We start from the raw sequence: 18574 nt of genomic DNA, 5'->3' as shown, positions 1-18574 counted from the left end.
TGTGGCCGGGGGCGCGGGTGTGGTGCGGGGGACGGCGGCGCTCGCGCGGCGGACCGCGCGCGACGGCGCCGGTGCGGTCAGTGGCAGACGGCCAACGCGTCGAGGGCCACCGCACCCTGCCCGCGCGGCAGCACCACCAGGGGGTTGATGTCCAGCTCGGCCAGCTCACCGTCCAGTTCGAGGGCCATCCGCTGCACCCGCAGGACCACCTCCACCAGCGCGTCGGTGTCCGCGGGCGGGGCGCCCCGTACGCCGTCCAGCAGGGCGTGGCCGCGCAGTTCGCCCAGCATCGCGCGGGCCTGATCCTCGCCGAAGGGCGGTACGCCCACCGCGACGTCCTGCAGGACCTCGACCAGGACCCCGCCGAGGCCGACGGTCACGGTCGGCCCGAAGAGGCGGTCGTGGGTGGCGCCGACGACCATTTCGACGCCCCGCTCGATCATCTGGCAGACGAGGACGCCGTCCAGTGGGAGGTCCTCGTAGCGGGCGATGTCGGTGAGCTCGCGGTAGGCGTCCCTGACCTGACTGGCCGAGGTCAGGCCGACCTTCACCAGGCCGAGTTCGGTCTTGTGCGCCAACTGCGGCCCGGAGGCCTTCAGTACGACGGGGTAGCCCACCAGGCCGGCCGCCCGTACCGCCGCCGCGGCGCTGGTCACCAGCTGCTCGCGCGGAACGCGGATGCCGTAGGCGCGCAGCAGTTGCTTCGCCGCGTGCTCGCTGAGCTGCTGGCCCGGGCGCATCAGGGCCTGCGCCTTGCGCAGCGAGGGGGACGCCGCGCGCGGGGCGTCGTCGAAGGGGGAGCGGTAGTCGGCCGTGAAGCGGTGGTGGTCGAGGTAGGCGCGTACCGCGGTGATGCAGTTGGCGAAGGTGCGGAAGGTCGCCACCCGAGAGGAGCCCAGCAGGGTGCTGCGGTAGGCGTCCTCGGTACCGGCCGGCGAGCCCCAGACCACGCACACCAGCTTGTCCGTCTGCTCCGCCGCGTCCACGAGGTCCTGGGCGAGCTTGTCGCTCATCGGCGGGAAGGGGCCGGTGATCGGGCAGATCAGCACGCCGACGGCCGGGTCGGCCAGGATCGCGTCGATGATCTTGGGGCCGCGCCAGTCGCCGACCGGGTGCCCGCCGTTGTCGATTGGGTTGGCGACGTGGAGGTGGTCCGGTATCCACTGGTGCAGCTCGGTCTGCTTGGCGGCGTCGAGGGCCGGCAGGTGCAGTCCCGCCGCGGTGGCCAGGTCGGCGAAGTGGGCGCCGGTGCCGCCGGAGATCGAGTAGACGGCGACGCCCTCGGCGGTGGGCTTCCTGGCCCGGGCCAGCAGCGCCGCGGTGTCCTGCAACTCGTCCAGCCCGTCCACCCGGATCACGCCGAACTGCCGCATCGCGGCGTCGACGACGCCGTCCGCGCCGGTCAGCTTGCCGGTGTGCGAGGCGGCGGTCCGGGCCCCGGTCTCGGTGCGGCCGACCTTGACGGCGACGACGGGCACCTTGTTCCGGGCCGCGCGGTCGGCGGCGAGCAGGAAGCTGCGGCCGTCCTTGAGCCCTTCCACATAGGCGGCGATCGCCCCGACCTCGGGGCGGGTGGCGAAGTAGGAGATGAAGTCGGCGGTCTCCAGGTCGGCCTCGTTGCCGGTGGGGGCCCAGTGGGAGAGGCGGATGCCCAGTTCCTGGAGGGTGAAGACCGGGCGGCCCTGGTGGCCCGACTGGGTGATCAGGGCGATGGCCGGGCCGTCGAGGTCCTCGCGGAACTCCTCGAAGGCGTTGAGGTTGGTGTTCGGGCCCAGCAGGCGCAGGCCGGAGTGCTGAACGGCCTCGGCGAGCGCGGCCTGGGCGGCGGCGCCGCGCTCCCCGATCTCGGCGAAGCCGGAGGCGAAGGCCACCGCGAACTTCACTTCGGCGTCGGCGAGTTCCCGGATGACCGGCAGCGGATCGCCGACCAGCAGGACGGCGAGGTCGACGGGGTCGGGCAGGGCGGCGACGGTCGGATGGCAGGGCCGTCCGAAGACCCGGCGGCGTCCCGGGTTGACGAGGTGCAGCCGGGCTCCGACCCGCTCCGCCCAGGCGATCAGCTGGCGGGTGATGCCGGTGTTGGGCCGTCCCTCGGCGTCCGAGGCGCCGATCACGGCCATCGACCGGGGCCGGAAGAACCGGTCCAGATCGGGCACCGGGGCGTGCAGCGGACGCCCGCTGACGTCCAGGTCGGCCGCCGCCCCGGCGCCCTGGCGGTCGTTGCCGTACTGCGGTTCACTCATTCCGTGGACGGTGTGGGGTGGTTGCTCCCCGCAGGCCACGACGCGGGCCGGCCGGGAGTGAGTGGTGAGGGTGCCGTGAGTCGATCCAAGCATCGCAAACGCCCGCTCCTGTGTGACGGCTCTTTCCTGCACCTGCACTGTGCGATAGCTGACGCATAGTCAGGTTACTGAACTGACGGCACGTCAGGAATGGGGAGGGGCGGGAAAGCTTGCGGCGGGGCCTTCGGTGTGGGATCTCGGATCCCGTGGCCGTATCGCACGGACGAGGGGCACTCGGTGGCCCGTGTCCGTGCGATACGGCCACGGATCGTGGGACGAGCGCATCGGTCGCTGCATGAGGCGTCAGACTGTGGCTGAGGGCCGTCGGCGGCAGTGGCGGCTTGTGGGGGTCGGTCGCGGCGTCGCGTCGGTCCGCAGCGGTGCTGCGGTGATGCGCAGTTCCCCGCCTTGGCGTGCGCCGCCCCCTTGCGCGCCCGGTGGCCGTTCCATTGAACTGACATAGCGTCAGAATCGTGGGAGGGGTGTGGTGCGGAATGCAGGCGATCCGGCGCGGCGGGGCCGTGTGGCGGGCCGTGGGCAGGGGCTTCGGCGCGGCCGTACGGTCGTGGTGCGCGGCGAGGGGGCTGATGGCCGGGGGCGCCCTGGTCGTCCTGAGCTGGTGGACGTTGCCACTGGGCACTGCGGCGGGAGCGTCCCGGTGACGGCCGGGGCGGGCCGGGGTGCCGGGGGCGAGGCGGGGGCCCAATCCGCGCCCGTGGTGGGGGGCGGGCTCGCTCCCGGGCCCGCTCCCAAGTCCGCCGCGGGGGTGCGCTTCGATGTGCCGGAGGTGGATCCGTTCACCCGTCCGTACTGGGACGCGGCGGCCGAGGGGCGGCTGTTGCTGCGGCGCTGCCGGGCCGAGGGGTGTGGCGCGGCGCACCACTACCCGCGCGAGTTCTGCCCGCGCTGCTGGAGTGAGGACGTGGTCTGGGAGCCGGCCACCGGCCGGGCCACCCTCTATACGTGGTCCGTCGTGCACCGCAACGACCTCCCGCCGTTCGGCGACCGGGTGCCGTACGTGGCGGCCGTGGTCGATCTCGCCGAGGGGCCCCGGATGATGACCGAGGTCGTCGACTGCGCGGCGGCGGAGCTGTGGATCGGGATGCCGCTGGTGGTGTGCTTCCGGGAGCTCGCCGCCGGGCCGGCCGGCCGACAGCCGGCGGTCCCCGTCTTCCGGCCCGGGTGAGCGGCGCCCCGCCCAAATCCGGTGGCGGACGCCCCCGGGGCGGCGGCATGCTGGGAGAGTGCTGATCCGTACGGCGACCGCGGCCGACTGGCCCGCCATCTGGCCCTTCTTCCACGAGATCGTGGCGGCCGGGGAGACCTACACCTACCCCCGCGACCTCGACGAGGAGGCGGGCCGCGCGATGTGGCTGCTGCCGCCGCCCGGCCGTACGGTCGTCGCCGTCGACGACTCCGGGACGGTGCTGGGCACCGCCAAGATGAACCCCAACCACATGGGCGGCGCCGCCCATATCGCCGGCGCCAGCTTCATGGTCGACCCGCGGCAGGGCGGGCGCGGCGTCGGGCGGGCCCTGGGGGAGTACGTACTGGAGTGGGCCCGCGCCGAGGGCTACCGCGCGATGCAGTTCAACGCCGTCGTGGAGACCAACACCGGTGCCGTCGCGCTGTGGAAGTCCCTGGGCTTCACCGTCATGACGACCCTGCCCGAAGGCTTCCACCACCCCACCAAGGGCTATGTGGGGCTGCACATCATGTACCGGAAGCTCTGACGCCGAGAGCTCTGATGCCGGAAGCGCTGATAGCGGGCTTTGCCGGGCAGGGGCGGCCGGGCGGCGGCCGGGCGGCTCACGGCCAGAGCAGTTCGCGGACCCAGCGCCCCTCCTCGTAGCGGTAGTTGAGCCGAAGGTGCCGACGGCGTTCGTCCCCCTGGAAGAACTCCGCCTCCTCGGCCCGGAGCACATACAGCGTCCAGCTCGGCACCGGCGCGTCCGGCTCCCGCCCCGCCCGCTCCCAGGCCGCGTCCGAGGCGTGGGCCAGCTCCTCGACCGAGCCGAGCACCTCGCTCTGCCGGCCGACCAGCGCCGCAGCGAGCGCACCGGTGGAGCGGCGGTGCAGGTCGGCGGCGCTCTCCTCGGGCCCGGCCGCGGTGACCGTCCCCCGGATCCGCACCTGGCGGCCGACTGCCGGCCAGTAGAAGCCGAGCGCCGCACGCGGCCGGACGGCCAGGTCATGGCCCTTACGGCTGCCGCGGTGCGAGGCGAAGTGCCAGCCGCGCTCGTCGGCGTCGTGCAGCATCAGGGTGCGTACGGAGGGGTCGCCGGACGCGTCCGCGGTGGCCAGCGTCATGGTGTGCGGCTCCGGCTGGCCGGCCTCGGCGGCCTCCCGCAGCCACTCCCGGAACAGCGGCAGCGGCTCGGCCGGAGCCTTCGCCGGGTCGAACGACGGCAGCGCGTGGTCCCAGACCCGCAGCCCGCGCAGCAGCTCGTGGAAGGCGTGGGCGGCGGGGTCCGCGGCGCCGGAAGGGCCCGGGGCGGCGGCCGGAGTGTCCTGGGGGGCGGGGTGGTCGCTCATATCAGGCAGCGTACGGCGGGCACGGCGGGCACGGCGGGCACGGCGCGGGCTGCGCGGCGTGGTGCCCCGGACCCGGCGGGCTCCCTGCTTCCGTGCCCGGCCCCGACTGCGGTCGGCTCCCTGCTTCCGTGCCCGGCCCCGACTGCGGTCGGCTCCCTGCTTCCGTGTCCGGCACCGGCCCCGCCCCCGGTCGGCTCCCCGCTCCCGGTCGACTCCCCGCTTCCGCGCCCGGCACCGGCCCCGGCAGCGGGTAGTCCTTGAGCGTGATCGCCCGGGCGCCCCGCTGCACCTCCTCGGCGATCTTCCTCGCGACGGCGTTCTTCCAGGGGAGGTGCGGCAGGAGCCGCAGCATCAGATGCCGGAACCGGATCTGCCACCGTGAGTCCGCCGTCATGTCCCGGGCGAACTTCCGTGCCAGGGCGTGGTTGGCCGCGACATAGCCACGCATCTCCGCCTCGTAGCGGGCGAAGGCCGGCTCCGGCGCGCCGCCGGCCGCCGCCAGCTCGCCGGCCAGGACGTACGCGCCGACCAGCGCCATGCCGGTGCCCTGCCCGGACGCCGGGGAGGCACAGTGCGCGGCGTCGCCCAGCAGCACCACCCGCCCCCGCGACCAGCGGTCCATCTCGATCAGGTGCAGTCCGTCGAAGTAGAGGTCGTCGGCCTCGCGGGCGGCCCGCAGCAGTCGCGGGGCCTGCCACCCGACGCCCGCGAACGCGGCCTCCAGCAGCTCCAGTTGGGCCCCGGTGTCGCGGTGGTCGTAGGTCAGCCGCGGGGAGCGGAAGGACAACAGGCCCTTCGCCGCCGGGTCCCCGGCGGTGCGGTAGACGCACAGCAGCCTGCCGGGCACCGCGTGGTACAACTCCTCGCGGTCCAGGCCGAGTTCATCGGGCAGGGAGAACGCCGAGACATAGGCGCCCAGGTGCCGTACGAACTGCTCCTCCGGGCCGAAGGCCAGCCGGCGGACGGTGGAGTGCAGTCCGTCGGCGCCGACGACCAGGTCGAAGCGGCGGGGAGCGGCCCGCTCGAAGGTGACCTCGACGCCCTCGCCCGTGGCGTCCGGGCCACCCGGTCCACCCGGGCCACCCGGTCCACCCGTGCCACCCGTGCCACCCGGGCCGACCGGGCCGACCGGGGTGAGCGAGGCGATGGAGTCGCCGAAGAGGTACTCGACGTCGTCCCGGGTCTGGTCGTGGAGGATGCGGGCCAGGTCGCCGCGCATGATCTCGTCGTCCCGGCCGACCCGGGCGCCGAAGAGGTCGGCGGGGAGGGTGGCGATCCGCTTGCCGCTGTCGTCCACGTAGGCGCCGGTCCGCATGTCCGTGCTGGCGCGCCGGATGTCCTCGAGGATCCCCATCCGGTCGGCGACCTCCACTGCCGCGCCCCGGACGTCGACCTTGTAGCCGCCGGTCCGCAGCGCGGGGGCGCGCTCGACGACGGTCACCGCGAAGCCGTAGCGGTGCAGCCAGTGGGCGAGCGCCGGGCCGGCGATGCTCGCGCCGGAGATCAGTACGGAGGTGCGGTGCGGGTGGGCGGTGGTACCGGGCATCTCGGGTTCCGTTCCCTTCGAGGGGTGGCGCTCCTGGGAGTACCGCGCCGCGCGACCCGCGGCGCTCGGTCGTGGTGCGCGTACCGACCGGCACCCGTGACTATACGAGCGTCTTAAACAGTTGTCTATGACGCTTGTATGAATCGCTCGCCCCAGTGGCGCCCGTCCGCTTCGGGACCCCGCCAGAAAGAGGACCGAACCTGTCCTAGACCCTCGCTAACGTCGGTATCACCGCGTCCCGGGCCGTCCGGCCGGGCCGGTGCCACCGCGAAGGAGCAGACGATGAGCGAGATCAGCGTCAACCAGCCGCTCGGCACGCCCACTTGGATCGAACTCGGCGTCCCCGACCTCGACCGGGCCAAGGCCTTCTACCGGGCACTGTTCGGCTGGGAGTACCAGGAGCGGTCGGCCGCGACCGGCCCGTTCACCCTGTGTCTGCTGCGCGGCCGGCGGGTGGCGGCGCTCCGTCCGGCCGCCGCCGCGGGCACCGTCGGCGCCGCGGGAGCCGGTGACGGCACGCCGTGGTGGCACCTCCACCTCGCCACCGACGACTGCGACGGCACGGCCGCCCGGATCGCCGCCGCCGGCGGGAAGCTGCTCAGCCCGCCCGCTGACCTCGGCGGACTCGGCCGCACCGCCCTTGTCGAGGACCCGGTCGGCGCCCGCTTCAGCCTCTGGCAGGGCCGGGAGCTCCCCGGGTGCGAGCTGGTCAACGAGCCGGACGCACTGGTCCGCAACGACCTGATCTCCCCCGACCCGGAGCCCGCCCGCCGCTTCTACGCCGCCGCCTTCGACTTCACCCTCGACTCCAACGACGACCTGCCCGGCCTCGACTTCACCTTCCTGCGCCGCCCCGACGGCCATGAGATCGGCGGGGTGCTCGGCTCCCCGGAGGCCACGGCGTCCCACTGGCACACCCTGTTCGAGGTCGCCGACACCGATGCGGCCGTGGCCCGCGCCGTTGCGGCCGGCGGGTCGGCCGAGCCGCCGGAGGACACCCCGTACGCCCGCACGGCCATGCTCACCGACCCGTTCGGCACCCGCTTCCAGGTCGGCACCCGGCCGCCGGCCGCCCCGTGACCGGGAGCGGGGCGACCCGCTGGTGGCGGGGCCTCATCCCCGCCCCAGCACCACCGTCCCCGACGAGGCTTCACGCCCGCCCCAGTACCACCGTCCCCGACGAGGCTTCACCCCCGCCCCAGCACCACCGTGCCCGACGAGCAGAACCAGCCGCCGGTGCCCGAGGCCACCGCCAGCTGCGGCAGTCCGCCGCCGGCGGTGCGTACCTGGCGGTCCGGTCCGGCCTCGCCGCGGAGTTGACGTACCGCCTCGACCAGCAGGAACAGTCCGCGCATCCCGGGGTGGCAGGCGGCCAGGCCGCCGCCGTCGGTGTTGACCGGCAGGGCGCCGTCCCGCAGCAGCCGCCCCTTCTCGACGAACGCCCCGCCCTCGCCCTTGGCACAGAAGCCCAGGTCCTCCAGCGTCACCAGGGTCATATAGGTGAAGGCGTCGTAGAGCTCCGCGAGGTCGATCTCGTCGGGGCGGACGCCGGCGCGCTCGAAGGCCAGCCGGCCGGAGACCGCCGCCGGCGAGACGGTGAAGTCGTCCCATTCGGACAGCGAGGTGTGGGAGACCGCGGTCCCCGAGCCCAGCACCCAGACCGGGGGGACGGCCAGGTCGGGGACGCGGTCCTCGGCGACCAGCAGCACCGCGCAGCCGCCGTCGGAGCGGATGCAGCAGTGCAGTTTGGTGAACGGGTCGGCGATCATCGGGCCGGTAAGGACGTCGTCGACGGTGATCGGATCGCGGTACAGGGCCTCGGGGTTCGCCGCCGCGTTGGCCCGGGCCTGGACCGCCACCTGGGCCAGCTGTTCCAGCGTGGTGCCGTACCGGTGCATATGGCGGCGGGCGGCCATGGCGTACTTGGCGACCAGGGTGTGCCCGTAGGGGACCTCGAACTGCAGCGGGCCGCGGGCGCCGAAGGAGAGGTTCGCGGTGCGGCGCCGGGCCTTGAGGTCGGCGCGGGCGGTGGAGCCGTACACGAGCAGGACGGCGTTGGCCTGGCCGGCGGCGATCGCCTCCGCGGCGTGCGCGGCCATCACCTCCCAGGTGGCGCCGCCGACCGAGGTCGAGTCGACCCAGGTCGGGCGCAGCCCCAGGTACTCGGCGACCTCGATGGGGGCGAGGGTGCCCAGGCCGGCCGAGGCGAAGCCGTCGATCACCGAGCGGTCCAGCCCGCTGTCGGCGAGCGCCCGCCGGGCGGCCTGGGCGTGCAGGGCGTACGGGGTGGCCTCGTCCACGCGACCGCAGTCGGACAGCGCGACCCCGGCGACGGCGACCCTGCGGCGTGCGGAGGGGAGTCGGGGGATCCGTGTTCCCGCCGGCGTTCCGGGCGTCACTGAAGGCATGAATCTGACGGTACATCAGATCCGGGGAGGCGGGCAGGGGTGGGAAAGTCCGGCACCCGTCCCTACTATGACGCCCCGTCAGATCTCCAGGCCGGGGCCGTTCGGACCGGACGGCCCCGGTCGCACGGCCGGGAGGAGCCCGCCGATGGACGCCGCCTTCACCGAGGAGCAGCTCGACATCCGCCGCACCCTGCGCGAGCTGCTGCACCGACGCTGCGGCCCGGACGGGGTCAAGGCGGCGGTGCGCACCCCGGCCGGCTATGACGAGCAGCTGTGGCACCAGCTCGCCGCCGGGCTGGGGCTGCCCGGCCTGGCGCTGCCCACCGCGTACGGCGGTGCCGGCTGCGGACCCACCGAACTCGCCCTGGCCTGCGAGGAGACCGGCCGCGCCGTACTCCCCTCCCCGCTGATCGCCACCGCCGCGCTGGCCGCTCCGCTGATCCTCGCGCTGGGCACCGAGCGGCAGCGTGCCGCGCTGCTGCCGGCCCTCGCCGCCGGTGAGCTGACCGCGACGCTGGTCGTCCCGGCCGGCCGGCTGGCCACCGCGCTCGCCCTGACCGGGCCGAACGACGGTGACTGGGCGGGCGGGGGCCGGGCCGGCGGGATCCAAGCGCGGCGGGTGCCGCAGGAGCGCGAAGAGCCGCCGCAGGGCGGTGGTGAGCGGCGGGCGGGCGGCTCCTGGCGGCTGTACGGCGAGGCCGGGCAGGTGCTGAACGGCCATACCGCGCAGCTGCTGGTGGTGGCGGCGCACACCGGAGGCTTCGCCCGCAGTCGCACCCGGCTCTTCCTGGTCCGGACGGACGCCTCCGGGACGGACCCCACCGGGACGGACGCCGCCGGGAGGGACTCCACCGGGGCGGACGCCGCCGGTACCGATGGCCCTGCGGCGGGCGCCGCCGGGGCCGACGCCGGCCGGGGTGCGGAGGACGGCGGGCGGGGCGCGGGGCCGGCCGGCGTCTCCGGGCTGCTGCGGATCCGGCAGACCGCGCTGGACGAGACCCGGCCCCAGGCACGCCTCGAACTGCGCGAGGTGCACGCCGAGTTGCTGGGTGAGGAGGGGGAGGAGGGCGACGGGGGGCCGGCGGCGGTCGCCGGGGCGCTGGCGGCGACCGGGGCGGTGGCCGCCGCGGCGCTGGCCGCCGAGGCGGTCGGGGCGGCCGACGCCGCGCTGACCCGCACCGTGTCCTACGTACGGGAGCGCCACCAGTTCGGCCGGCCCATCGGCTCCTTCCAGGCCGTCCAGCACCGGCTCGCCGACCTGTACGTGGCGCTGCAGGCCGCGCGCTCGGCGGCGTACTACGCGGCGTGGTCGGCCGGACGCGAGCCCGCCGGCGGGCCGGGCGCCGCCGGGGCGGTGACGGTCGAACCCGGCGTCGGGGCGCTGGCGCTCGCCCAGGCGCTGGAGGCGCTGCGCGCGGTGGCGGCCGAAGCGGTCCAGCTGCACGGCGGTCTCGGCTTCACCTGGGAGCACCCGGCCCACCTGTACTTCAAGCGCGCGGCCTGCGACGAGCTGCTGCTGGGGCCGGTGCACCGGCTGCGGGAACGGGCCGCTGAGGAGGCCGGACTATTCACCGGGGGAGCCGGACGGTTAGCCGAGGGGGCCGGGGCGTTCGCGAAGGAGACGGGAGCGGGGCACGGTGGTGGTGAGCCGGCCGGCGCACCCGTGGTGGCCCGCGGCGGGCGAGAGGCGGTCGATGCGCGATGACGGCGGGTGAGCGGCTGGTGCAGAGGGTGTCCTCGACCCGTGCCTTCGCCCGGGTCGCCCCGCACGTCATCCCCGTGCTGGACCGTGCGGTGCACCGGTTGACCCGGGGAAAGGTGCTGCTCAGCGCCCGGATGCTGCCCGGGGTGATCCTCACCGCGACCGGTGCGCGCAGCGGCCGCCCACGGCGCACACCGCTGGCGTGCCTGCCCCAGGACGATGGCAGCTGGCTGCTGGTCGGCAGCAACTTCGGACGGCCGGAACACCCGGCATGGACTGCCAACCTCCTGAAGAACCCCGAGGCGGAGGTCAGTTGGCGGGGCCGGGACATCCCGGTGCGGGCCCGGCTGCTGAGCGGCGCGGAGCGGGAGCGCGCCTGGCGCGCGGCGCTGGCGAGCTGGCCCCCGTACGCCGCGTATCAGGCGCGGGTGCCGCGGGAGATCCGGCTGTTCCGGCTGGAACGGCGCTGAACGGGCGCCGGACGCGAGCTGAGCGGGCGCCGGACGGGCACCGGACGCGGACCGTTGCGGGGCGTACACGGCGGGTACGCCGCCGGCCGGCTCCCGAGGGTCCCGGTATGCACAGCGGGTGACGCCGTCCCCGGGAGGGGCGGGCGACACCCGCTGGATGTGCAGTACAGCTATGGCAGGACGGACACAGGACCTCTCACGAACCGGCCCGGGAAGACCGGGACTTGCCGGGCGCGGCGGCTGCTTCGCCGCTTCCTCGGCCGCTGGCTCGGTTACTTACTGGTATTCGTCGGGGGAACCGGCCTTCATCGAGTGGGCTTCTTGCTTGTGACGCCCAGGTGCACCAGCAGTGCCAGGTTCGGCTTGAGCTCGGCCTGCTTGACGCCCCAGCTCTGGAAGCCCTTCTGGTGTCCGGCCACCGCCGCCAGCATGGCGACGATCGAGCCGGCCATGGCTGCCGCGCTGACGTCCTTGTCGACCTTGTTCTTGCTCTGGAGTTCCTGGATGGACTCCGTGAGCGAGTTGGTGACGGCATTGAGGATCTTCATGCGGATCTTGTAGAACCGCTTGTCGCCCTCGGCCGCACCCAGGTCGACGACGCGCAGGATCGCGTCGTTCTTGCGCCAGAAGGAGAGGAAGCCTTCGACCAGCTCCTCCGCCGTCTGCCAGCCGGCCTTGCCCACCCATGAGCGTCCGGCGACAAGATCGGTCAGAGTGGCGCCTTCTTTGGCCATCTCCTCGGCGATTTCGAGGACCGCGCCCTCGACGTCTGGGAAGTACTGATAGAACGTAGCGGGTGAAGTCCCCGCTTTTCGGGCCACATCGATGACCTTCACGTCCCGATAGGGGGACGAACTGAGCATTTCACTGAGGCAGTCGAGAAGCTTCTGCCGCGTCGCCTGCCCGCGGCGGCCGGCAACTCTGCCGTCGACGGTTCGCACTTGTCCTGTCATGCCGTCAGCTTACCGAGGGGTGATCGGAGCGCGATTTGGCTGCCTGCAAATGGGGAGGCGGGAGTTCGGGGTCCGTGGTGCCGGTTTCGGTGCTGGTGGCGGCCCTGCCTGCGGCGGTGGATCGGAGTCCGCGGCTTGGTCCGAACCGGTGAATGGTCTTATCAACAGGCTGTGGACAACTTTCGTGGACAATGGGTCACCGGCTGTACACGAAATGCACAGCGGAGTGGGTCAGTTGAATTCCCGGACCGTTCACCGAGAGGTGTTTTCTTCTCCGGCATCATGGAGAGTGGTCGATAGTGCATTCGATTCTTCTTCGTGCGGACCGTGCAAACCGGCGCTAGCGTGGACATATGGCCGCAGTGACGGCCTGCGTACCGGGCTGCCCGTACGACGATCTCCGTATCGCACCGGGTGTCGCCGCACCGAACTGGCTTCCGGTGGCGCAGAATTGGGGCGTCGGGTCGGAGCGGGGGACAGGGCCGGGGTCGGCGAACCGTCACCGAGTCGTGGTGGGCGTTCGTGAGGCCGGGCGCAACCGCACCTCGGGGGGAGTCGCAACCAGTCGGTAACCCCTGCGGCGTCCAGCCCTCGCCGGACGTATCCGAGCACGTCAGCCCGGGTTGGGTTACGTCGGGTAACGGACCCGGTGCGGGGCACGGGGGTATGCCATGACACGGCGGACGGGCCCCGGGTTCGCAACCACCGGCCCGGCCAGGAAGAATCAACACGCGTACGGCCGGTTCGGCCTTGCGGTGAGACGCTGCACGGGGCAGTGGCTCTCGGCGGCTCGTGGCTTTTGAGAGTCTCTTAACGCCCCACGGGGAGGTGGCAGGCAAGTGGTGGAGCAGCTGAAGCAGCTGACGCAGCACGATCCCCGGCGGATCGGGCCGTTCGAGGTGCTCGGTCGTCTCGGGGCCGGCGGCATGGGACTGGTCTATCTGGCGCGTTCGGCGTCCGGCAGGCGCGTGGCGATCAAGACGGTGCGTACCGAGCTCGCCGAGGACCAGCTGTTCCGGGTCCGCTTCACACGCGAGGTCGAGGCGGCCCGCGCGGTCAGCGGCTTCTACACCGCGGCGGTCGTCGACGCCGATCCGCGCGCCGCGGTGCCCTGGCTCGCGACGGCCTACGTCCCCGCGCCCTCCCTGGAGGAGATAGTCAACGAGTGCGGACCGCTGCCGGCCCAGGCGGTGCGCTGGCTGGCCGCCGGGATCGCCGAGGCGCTGCAGTCCATCCACGGCGCAGGCCTGGTCCACCGCGACCTGAAGCCGTCGAACGTGCTGGTCGTCGAGGACGGCCCCCGGGTGATCGACTTCGGGATCGCCTCCGGGGTGTCCAACACCCGTCTGACGATGACCAATGTCGCCGTCGGCACGCCCGCCTACATGTCGCCCGAGCAGGCCCGGGACTCCCGCAGTGTCACCGGTGCGAGCGATGTGTTCTCCCTCGGCTCGACGCTGGTCTTCGCCGCCACCGGGCACGCCCCGTTCCACGGCGCCAACCCCGTCGAGACGGTCTTCATGCTGCTGCGTGAGGGCCCGGACCTGGCCGGGCTGCCGGACGAGCTGCGCCCGCTGCTGGAGTCCTGTATGCAGATGGAGGCCGGCCACCGGCCGTCCCCCGCCGATCTGCAGTCCCAGCTCGCCCCGCACCTCTTCGGCTCCGGCAGCGACGACAGCGGTACCGCGTCGGCCTGGCTGCCGCCGGGCGCGGTGGCGCTGATCGAGGGCCGCCGCGGTGGCCGCTCCGTCGTGCCCACGGACGCCACCGCGCGGGCCGGTGCCGCCCGCGGTGCCGGACGCCCGGCGCCCGCGGCGCCGCCCGTCCCGCCGATGCCCCCGTCCCAGCCCGTGGCGGCCCCGCCCCGGCCGGAGAACGCCCCGGCGGGCGCCGCGGCGGAGGCCGGCTGGCCCGGCCGGGTTGGACCCGGCGCGCACCGCGGCGACCCGCGCGGCGGCAACCCGGGCCCGATGCCGCAGCCCGCGTCGGTCGGCCCGGATGCCGGGGCGGCCGCCCGGGTGACCCCGGTCTCCGCGCCGCCGCCCGCCGTCCCGCCCTCCCAGGCCGCCGCGCTGTCCACCGCACCGCCCGCGGAGGGCGCCGCCGGCCCGGTACGCCTCGGCGGTTCGGCCGCCCCGATAGGGCCCGGGCCGCGCGCCGAAAGCCGCGAGCCACAGCCGCACGCCCAGGCCGGTGCCGCCACGAACTGGGTGCGACCGCCCGGCGGTGGACCCGCGACCGGTGTGCCGCAGCAGGGCGCGGCCGGTGGCGCCCCGGTGACCGACGGGGCCGCGGGCCGGCCCGCCGCGCCGCCCGAGGCGCCGTCCGCCGAACCCGGCCGCTGGCGCCCCTGGCGGTTCCGGATGTCCAACGACGTCTGGGGCACCCCGGTCGTCGCCGACGACCTGCTCTACGTCACCTCCTTCGAGGTGCACGGGCTCGATGTGGCCAGCGGACGGCGCAAGTTCAAGACCCGCGACGTCGCCTGGGCGATGGCGGTCGCGGACGGCCGGATCCACGCCTCGGACGGTCCGAGCCTGTACGCGCTGGACGCCGCCGACGGCACCGAGCGCTGGCGGCTGAGCACCGACGGCTGGGTCTACGCCCTCAGGGCCGACCGCGGGACGGTGGTCACCACCACCCGCGGCGGTGGGGTCCAGGCGTGGGAGGCGGCCACCGGCGAGCTGCTGTGGGAGACCGCCGGCGTCCAGACCGACTTCGAGACCGCCGAGGCCGGTCCCGTGCTGCACGACGGCACGGTCTTCGTATGGGCCGATGCGCGGCTGAAGGCGCTGGAGGCGCGGACCGGCGTCGAGCGCTGGTCGTACCCGGTCGGCGACGCGGCGGCCTGCGGTGGGGTGCCGGTGCGGCTGCTGCCCGCGTCGGACGGTGTGGTCTATGTGGTGGCCGGCACCCGGGTGCTGGCGATCGGCATCGCCCGCGGCGAGGTGCGCTGGCACTTCGAGGCGCCCGCGGTGTTCCTGGGCCCGCCCGCGTTCGCGCCCGGACCGGCGGTCACCGGCGGCGGGGTCTACCTGGCGGACTACCTCGGCACGGTCTATGCCCTGGACGCCGCCGACGGCCGCGACCGCTGGCGGATCGCCACCGAGGCCCGGCAGTCCACCGAACCGGTGCTGGTGGCGCACGGCGCGGTCCATCTGGGCAGCGGCAAGGCGCTCTACACCCTCGACGCGGTGACCGGCACCCCGCGCTGGCGCTTCCAGGCGGGCGCGGACGTCGTCGGCGCCCCGGTCGTCGCGGAGGGCCGGGTGCACTTCGGCTCGGCCGACCACTGCCTGTACACGCTCGATGCGATGGGCGGCCAGCTGCGGTGGAAGCTCGCCACCGGCGGTGAGATCACCGGGTCGCCCGTGGTGGTCGGCGGGGTCGTCTATGCGTGCAGCAAGGACCGCTGTGTCTACGCGCTGGACGCGGCCAAGGGGACGGGACAGGCGCGCCGGGCCTGAGTGCCCGGGGCCGGCCTTGCGTGCTCGGGTCCGGTCTTGAACGCTCGGGTCCGGCCCTGAGTGCTCGGGGCCCGCTCCCGCAGGGGGGCTACTTCCGCTCCTCCGGGGGCCGTTGTGGCTGTTCCGGTTGTTCCGGCCGGTGCGGGCGCTGCGGTGGCCGCTGCCGGCCGGCGCCCTCGGTCCGGTCCGCGTCCGGCGGTGCCTCGCCGCCCCGCCCCGCTTCCGGCCGCTCCGGCGGCGGTGCCTGCCGCTGCTCCCTGCCCCACTCCACCGGCGGGGTGGGGGCCTGACGGTGGGCGGTCATGGTCGGCGGGGGCGGCGGTGGCGGGGGCTGCGGGGACTGGGGCTGCGGCGGGGCCGGCTGCGACTGGGGCTGGACCGGCGGGGGCGGCTGCGGCCGTTGCTGCTGGGTCGGCGGCGGGGTGACCGGCAGGGGAGTGGTGGGGGTGTCCTCCGGCTGCCCGTAGGGGGCACCGGCCCGGCCGGTCGGCGGCCCGGCGGGCCCGGCGGCGTACGGCTCCGGGTCCCACTCCTCGGCGCCCGGCCGGCCCGCGTCCCAGGGTTCGGGGGTCGCCGGCGGATAGGCGGCCGGAGGGTAGGGCGTCCGCGGGACGTAGCGGTCGTCGTAGCCGGGGCGGCCGTAGGAGCCGTCGTCGTACGGCGGTTCCCCGTACCGCTGGTCGTCGTACCGGCGGTCGTCGTAGTGCCGGTCGTCGTAGTGCCGGTCGTATCCGCGGTCGTAGGCGCGGCGCCCGCGGCCGCTCATGATCAGGGCACCGAGCAGCATCAGGGCGCCGCCGCCCAGCGCGTTGGCCACGCCCACGCCCAGGCCGCGGGCGCCGGCCGTCAGCTCGCTGGCGGCCTGTCCCTGGCGGACCATCCACAGGATGGTGAAGCCGAGGACGACCAGGCCGGCGAGGGCGACCAGGAACCGGGAGCGCATCGCGACACCGATCAGGGTGAGCAGCGCGGCGAAGGCCAGGGGCAGTAGGACCGAGCCGAACAGCGCGGCGCCGTTGGGGGTGATGCCGTTGAAGAGGTCCTCGATGCGCACATCGCTGCCGTGACGGCCGTCGTACCAGGGACGGAAGGGGCTCCATACGGCGGCCGTCGCTCCGGCGAGGGCGATCAGCGACCCGAGAACGTTGCGCACCACGGGCGTCGCCTCGCTTCGAGTCGTGTCGTCGTCCTCCGTGCCCGACGCTACGCCTGCCCGTCCGGCCCCGCGAGACAAGTTCCGCCACCCGCGTCACCGGCGCCCGCACGGGCTGTCACCGGCTCTTGCTAGGGTGCCGTGCACGCGTCAATGCAGGGTTGCGACGCTCGGAAGTTTCCACGGGGGATGGTCGGATGAAGCACCACATGCGCACAGCCATGGGTACCCGCAGGGGTTCCCGTACGGGCATCAGGGTGGCGGTCGCGGCGGGACTCGCGGTGGCGACGGCCCTCACGGCCGGCGGCTGCGCCTTCGGCCGGCCCCGGGTCGTGGTGCCGCCCAGCGCCTACCAGAGCGCGAGTGCCACCCCCACCTCCGACTACGGTTCGTCCGACGCGACCCCGTCGGACGAGCCGACGTACTCGCCCTCGCCGACGGAGGAGACCTACGACCCCGACGGGCGCGCGGACGCCTCCGGCCGCAACTGCGACTTCTCCAACTCGCTGCGCCAGTTCACCTACACGGTCTCCATCACCAACCCGTCCTCGACCGACACCTACTCCTACGACATGGCCGTCAACTGGATGAAGGCCAAGCCGGCCGACGGCAAGGCGTACGGGCTGCACGAGCGGTCGATCACGGTGGGGCCCGGTGCCACCGAGACCTACACCGCCAAGTACACCGTCAACCAGTCCTCCATCGGGGAGTTCTGGTACACCTGCCAGATCACCCGGGCGCACAAGACCCGGATGTAGCCACCGGGCGGCGCCGTCCGGCCGGGCCGGTGCGCGGCCGGACGTCAGCCGCCACCGTCCCGCCTGCGGGCCGCGAACAGCTCCGCCTGCTGCCCGGGCGGCAGGTTGCCCAGGGCGATCAGCTGGGGGGCGTGCGCCAGCGCCTGCGCCCTGGCCGCCTCCTTGGCCGCCCACAGGGCGCGCACCGTGCCCTGGACCGCCCCGGTCGGCTGGGCGGCGACGGTGGCCGCGCGGCGCAGGGCGACCTCGGCCGCGGCGCCGGGCGGGGTCAGCTCGGAGACCAGCCCGATCCCGTACGCGCGCGCGGCGCTCAGCCGCTCGGCGGTGCCCATCAGGGACAGCCGGGCGATCTCCCCCAGGGGCATCCGCTGCGCCATCAGGATCGACTCGTAGGCACTGACCATCCCGTAGGTGGTGTGCGGGTCGAAGAAGGTGGCGTGCTCCGAGGCGATCAGGAACTCGGCCTCGCCCAGCAGGTAGAAGGCGCCCCCGCAGGCCATGCCCTCGACCGCGGCGATCACCGGCTTCCACAGGTCGTTGGCCTTCGGGCCGATGGCGCGCAGCGGGTCGTCGAGGGAGTAGGGCGAGGGCGGCTGGGGGACCTCGGCCGCGCGGTCGATGCCGGTGCAGAAGGCGCGCCTGCCGGCGCCGGTGAGGACCACGGCGCGCACCGTGTCGTCGAAGCGGAACTCCCGCCAGGTGGCGGTGAGTTCGGCGGTGGTGGCCAGGTCGAGGGCGTTGTGCCGCTCGGGCCGGTCGAGGGTGACCAGCGCGACCCCGTCGGCGATCTCGGTGCGGACCGTCATGGCCGCTCCAGCGTCCAGCGGGGGACCGTCAGGCCCCCGGGCACGGTGGGGAAGACCGCCCGCACCGGGGCGCCGATGCGCAGCCGGGCCGGGGCGACGGAGTTCAGCGGGGCGTCCGCGGTGGCGACGAGGTTGCCGACCAGGCGGATGCGCGGGGCGTCGGCCAGCTCCACGACGATCACGTTGTAGCCGGGCAGCGCGGCGTACGCGGGCAGCAGCGGCGGGTGCGGGAGGACGTAGGACCAGATCCGGCCGCGGCCGGACATCCGCCGCCAGTGGGAGGCGAAGGAGTGGCAGTGCGGGCAGCAGGGCCGGGGCGGGAAGCGCAGGGCGTCGCAGTCGGAGCAGGCCTGGACGCGCAGTTCGCCCCGGGCGGCGTACTCCCAGAAGGGGGCGCCGTCGTCGTCGGGCACCGGCAGCAGCAGGTCGTCGGCGGCGGGCGGCACGCCGGGCGACGGGGCCGCACCGGCGGGTTCCTGTGCACTCATGGCGGA

Annotated in this window: 15 protein-coding genes; 7 read left to right on the top strand and 8 right to left on the bottom strand. The window is 74.4% G+C overall.

Annotation, left to right across the window (positions count from 1 at the left end; genetic code table 11):
• Nucleotides 1-77: 77 nt before the first annotated feature.
• Complete coding sequence (locus tag AB0G84_RS10470; RefSeq protein ID WP_361318244.1) at nucleotides 78-2336, bottom strand: acetate--CoA ligase family protein; 2259 nt, start codon at nucleotides 2334-2336, stop codon at nucleotides 78-80.
• A gap of 712 nt (nucleotides 2337-3048) precedes the next feature.
• Between AB0G84_RS10470 and AB0G84_RS10465 the strand changes: the two genes are divergently transcribed.
• Together AB0G84_RS10465 and AB0G84_RS10460 are read left to right on the top strand one after the other, a co-directional pair.
• Complete coding sequence (locus AB0G84_RS10465) at nucleotides 3049-3468, top strand: OB-fold domain-containing protein (protein WP_361318573.1); 420 nt, start codon at nucleotides 3049-3051, stop codon at nucleotides 3466-3468.
• Nucleotides 3469-3526: 58 nt separating this feature from the next.
• Entirely contained in the window at nucleotides 3527-4015 is a 489-nt protein-coding gene (locus tag AB0G84_RS10460; protein ID WP_361318242.1) for a GNAT family N-acetyltransferase, read from the top strand.
• Nucleotides 4016-4091: 76 nt separating this feature from the next.
• On the opposite strand, the gene AB0G84_RS10455 is transcribed toward AB0G84_RS10460, so the two are convergent.
• A complete protein-coding gene (locus AB0G84_RS10455) occupies nucleotides 4092-4817 on the bottom strand; it encodes a pyridoxal 5'-phosphate synthase (RefSeq protein ID WP_361318240.1) in 726 nt (241 codons plus the stop codon).
• Nucleotide 4818: 1 nt separating this feature from the next.
• Nucleotides 4819-6363 (bottom strand): FAD-dependent monooxygenase, encoded by a 1545-nt coding sequence (locus AB0G84_RS10450; protein WP_361318238.1) that lies wholly within the window; start codon nucleotides 6361-6363, stop codon nucleotides 4819-4821.
• 282 nt (nucleotides 6364-6645) lie between these two features.
• Here AB0G84_RS10450 and AB0G84_RS10445 point away from each other — a divergent pair, with 282 nt between their 5' ends.
• Nucleotides 6646-7443: a VOC family protein gene (locus tag AB0G84_RS10445; protein ID WP_361318236.1), complete on the top strand. Its 798-nt coding sequence runs from the start codon at nucleotides 6646-6648 to the stop codon at nucleotides 7441-7443.
• A gap of 107 nt (nucleotides 7444-7550) precedes the next feature.
• On the opposite strand, the gene AB0G84_RS10440 is transcribed toward AB0G84_RS10445, so the two are convergent.
• Nucleotides 7551-8771, bottom strand: a complete 1221-nt coding sequence (locus AB0G84_RS10440; RefSeq protein ID WP_361318234.1) for an acetyl-CoA acetyltransferase — start codon at nucleotides 8769-8771, stop codon at nucleotides 7551-7553.
• Nucleotides 8772-8916: 145 nt separating this feature from the next.
• Between AB0G84_RS10440 and AB0G84_RS10435 the strand changes: the two genes are divergently transcribed.
• On the top strand, nucleotides 8917-10476 hold the full coding sequence (locus AB0G84_RS10435) for an acyl-CoA dehydrogenase family protein (protein WP_361318232.1): 1560 nt from the start codon (nucleotides 8917-8919) through the stop codon (nucleotides 10474-10476).
• Entirely contained in the window at nucleotides 10473-10943 is a 471-nt protein-coding gene (locus AB0G84_RS10430) for a nitroreductase family deazaflavin-dependent oxidoreductase (RefSeq protein ID WP_361318230.1), read from the top strand. Before AB0G84_RS10435 ends, AB0G84_RS10430 begins: the two co-directional genes overlap by 4 nt.
• Nucleotides 10944-11248: 305 nt before the next feature.
• Here the strand turns inward: AB0G84_RS10430 and AB0G84_RS10425 are convergent, their stop codons facing one another.
• On the bottom strand, nucleotides 11249-11896 hold the full coding sequence (locus AB0G84_RS10425; RefSeq protein WP_361318228.1) for a TetR family transcriptional regulator: 648 nt from the start codon (nucleotides 11894-11896) through the stop codon (nucleotides 11249-11251).
• Between the two features lie 839 nt (nucleotides 11897-12735).
• Here AB0G84_RS10425 and AB0G84_RS10420 point away from each other — a divergent pair.
• Complete coding sequence (locus AB0G84_RS10420; RefSeq protein WP_361318226.1) at nucleotides 12736-15363, top strand: PQQ-binding-like beta-propeller repeat protein; 2628 nt, start codon at nucleotides 12736-12738, stop codon at nucleotides 15361-15363.
• Between the two features lie 88 nt (nucleotides 15364-15451).
• Here the strand turns inward: AB0G84_RS10420 and AB0G84_RS10415 are convergent, their stop codons facing one another.
• On the bottom strand, nucleotides 15452-16519 hold the full coding sequence (locus AB0G84_RS10415; protein WP_361318224.1) for a hypothetical protein: 1068 nt from the start codon (nucleotides 16517-16519) through the stop codon (nucleotides 15452-15454).
• 206 nt (nucleotides 16520-16725) lie between these two features.
• Between AB0G84_RS10415 and AB0G84_RS10410 the strand changes: the two genes are divergently transcribed.
• The gene (locus AB0G84_RS10410) at nucleotides 16726-17274 is read left to right on the top strand and encodes a hypothetical protein (RefSeq protein ID WP_361318222.1); all 549 of its coding nucleotides are present in this window, start codon (nucleotides 16726-16728) and stop codon (nucleotides 17272-17274) included.
• Nucleotides 17275-17318: 44 nt separating this feature from the next.
• Here the strand turns inward: AB0G84_RS10410 and AB0G84_RS10405 are convergent, their stop codons facing one another.
• Together AB0G84_RS10405 and AB0G84_RS10400 are read right to left on the bottom strand one after the other, a co-directional pair.
• A complete protein-coding gene (locus AB0G84_RS10405; RefSeq protein WP_361318220.1) occupies nucleotides 17319-18080 on the bottom strand; it encodes an enoyl-CoA hydratase/isomerase family protein in 762 nt (253 codons plus the stop codon).
• Complete coding sequence (locus AB0G84_RS10400; protein ID WP_361318218.1) at nucleotides 18077-18568, bottom strand: OB-fold domain-containing protein; 492 nt, start codon at nucleotides 18566-18568, stop codon at nucleotides 18077-18079. Before AB0G84_RS10400 ends, AB0G84_RS10405 begins: the two co-directional genes overlap by 4 nt.
• Between the last annotated feature and the right edge of the window lie 6 nt (nucleotides 18569-18574).

The organism is Streptomyces sp. NPDC020742, assembly GCF_040641675.1.
In the GTDB taxonomy this organism is placed as follows: domain Bacteria; phylum Actinomycetota; class Actinomycetes; order Streptomycetales; family Streptomycetaceae; genus Streptomyces.
The sequence above is the reverse complement of the archived record's forward strand: the minus strand, read 5'-3'. Positions and strand labels throughout refer to the sequence as shown.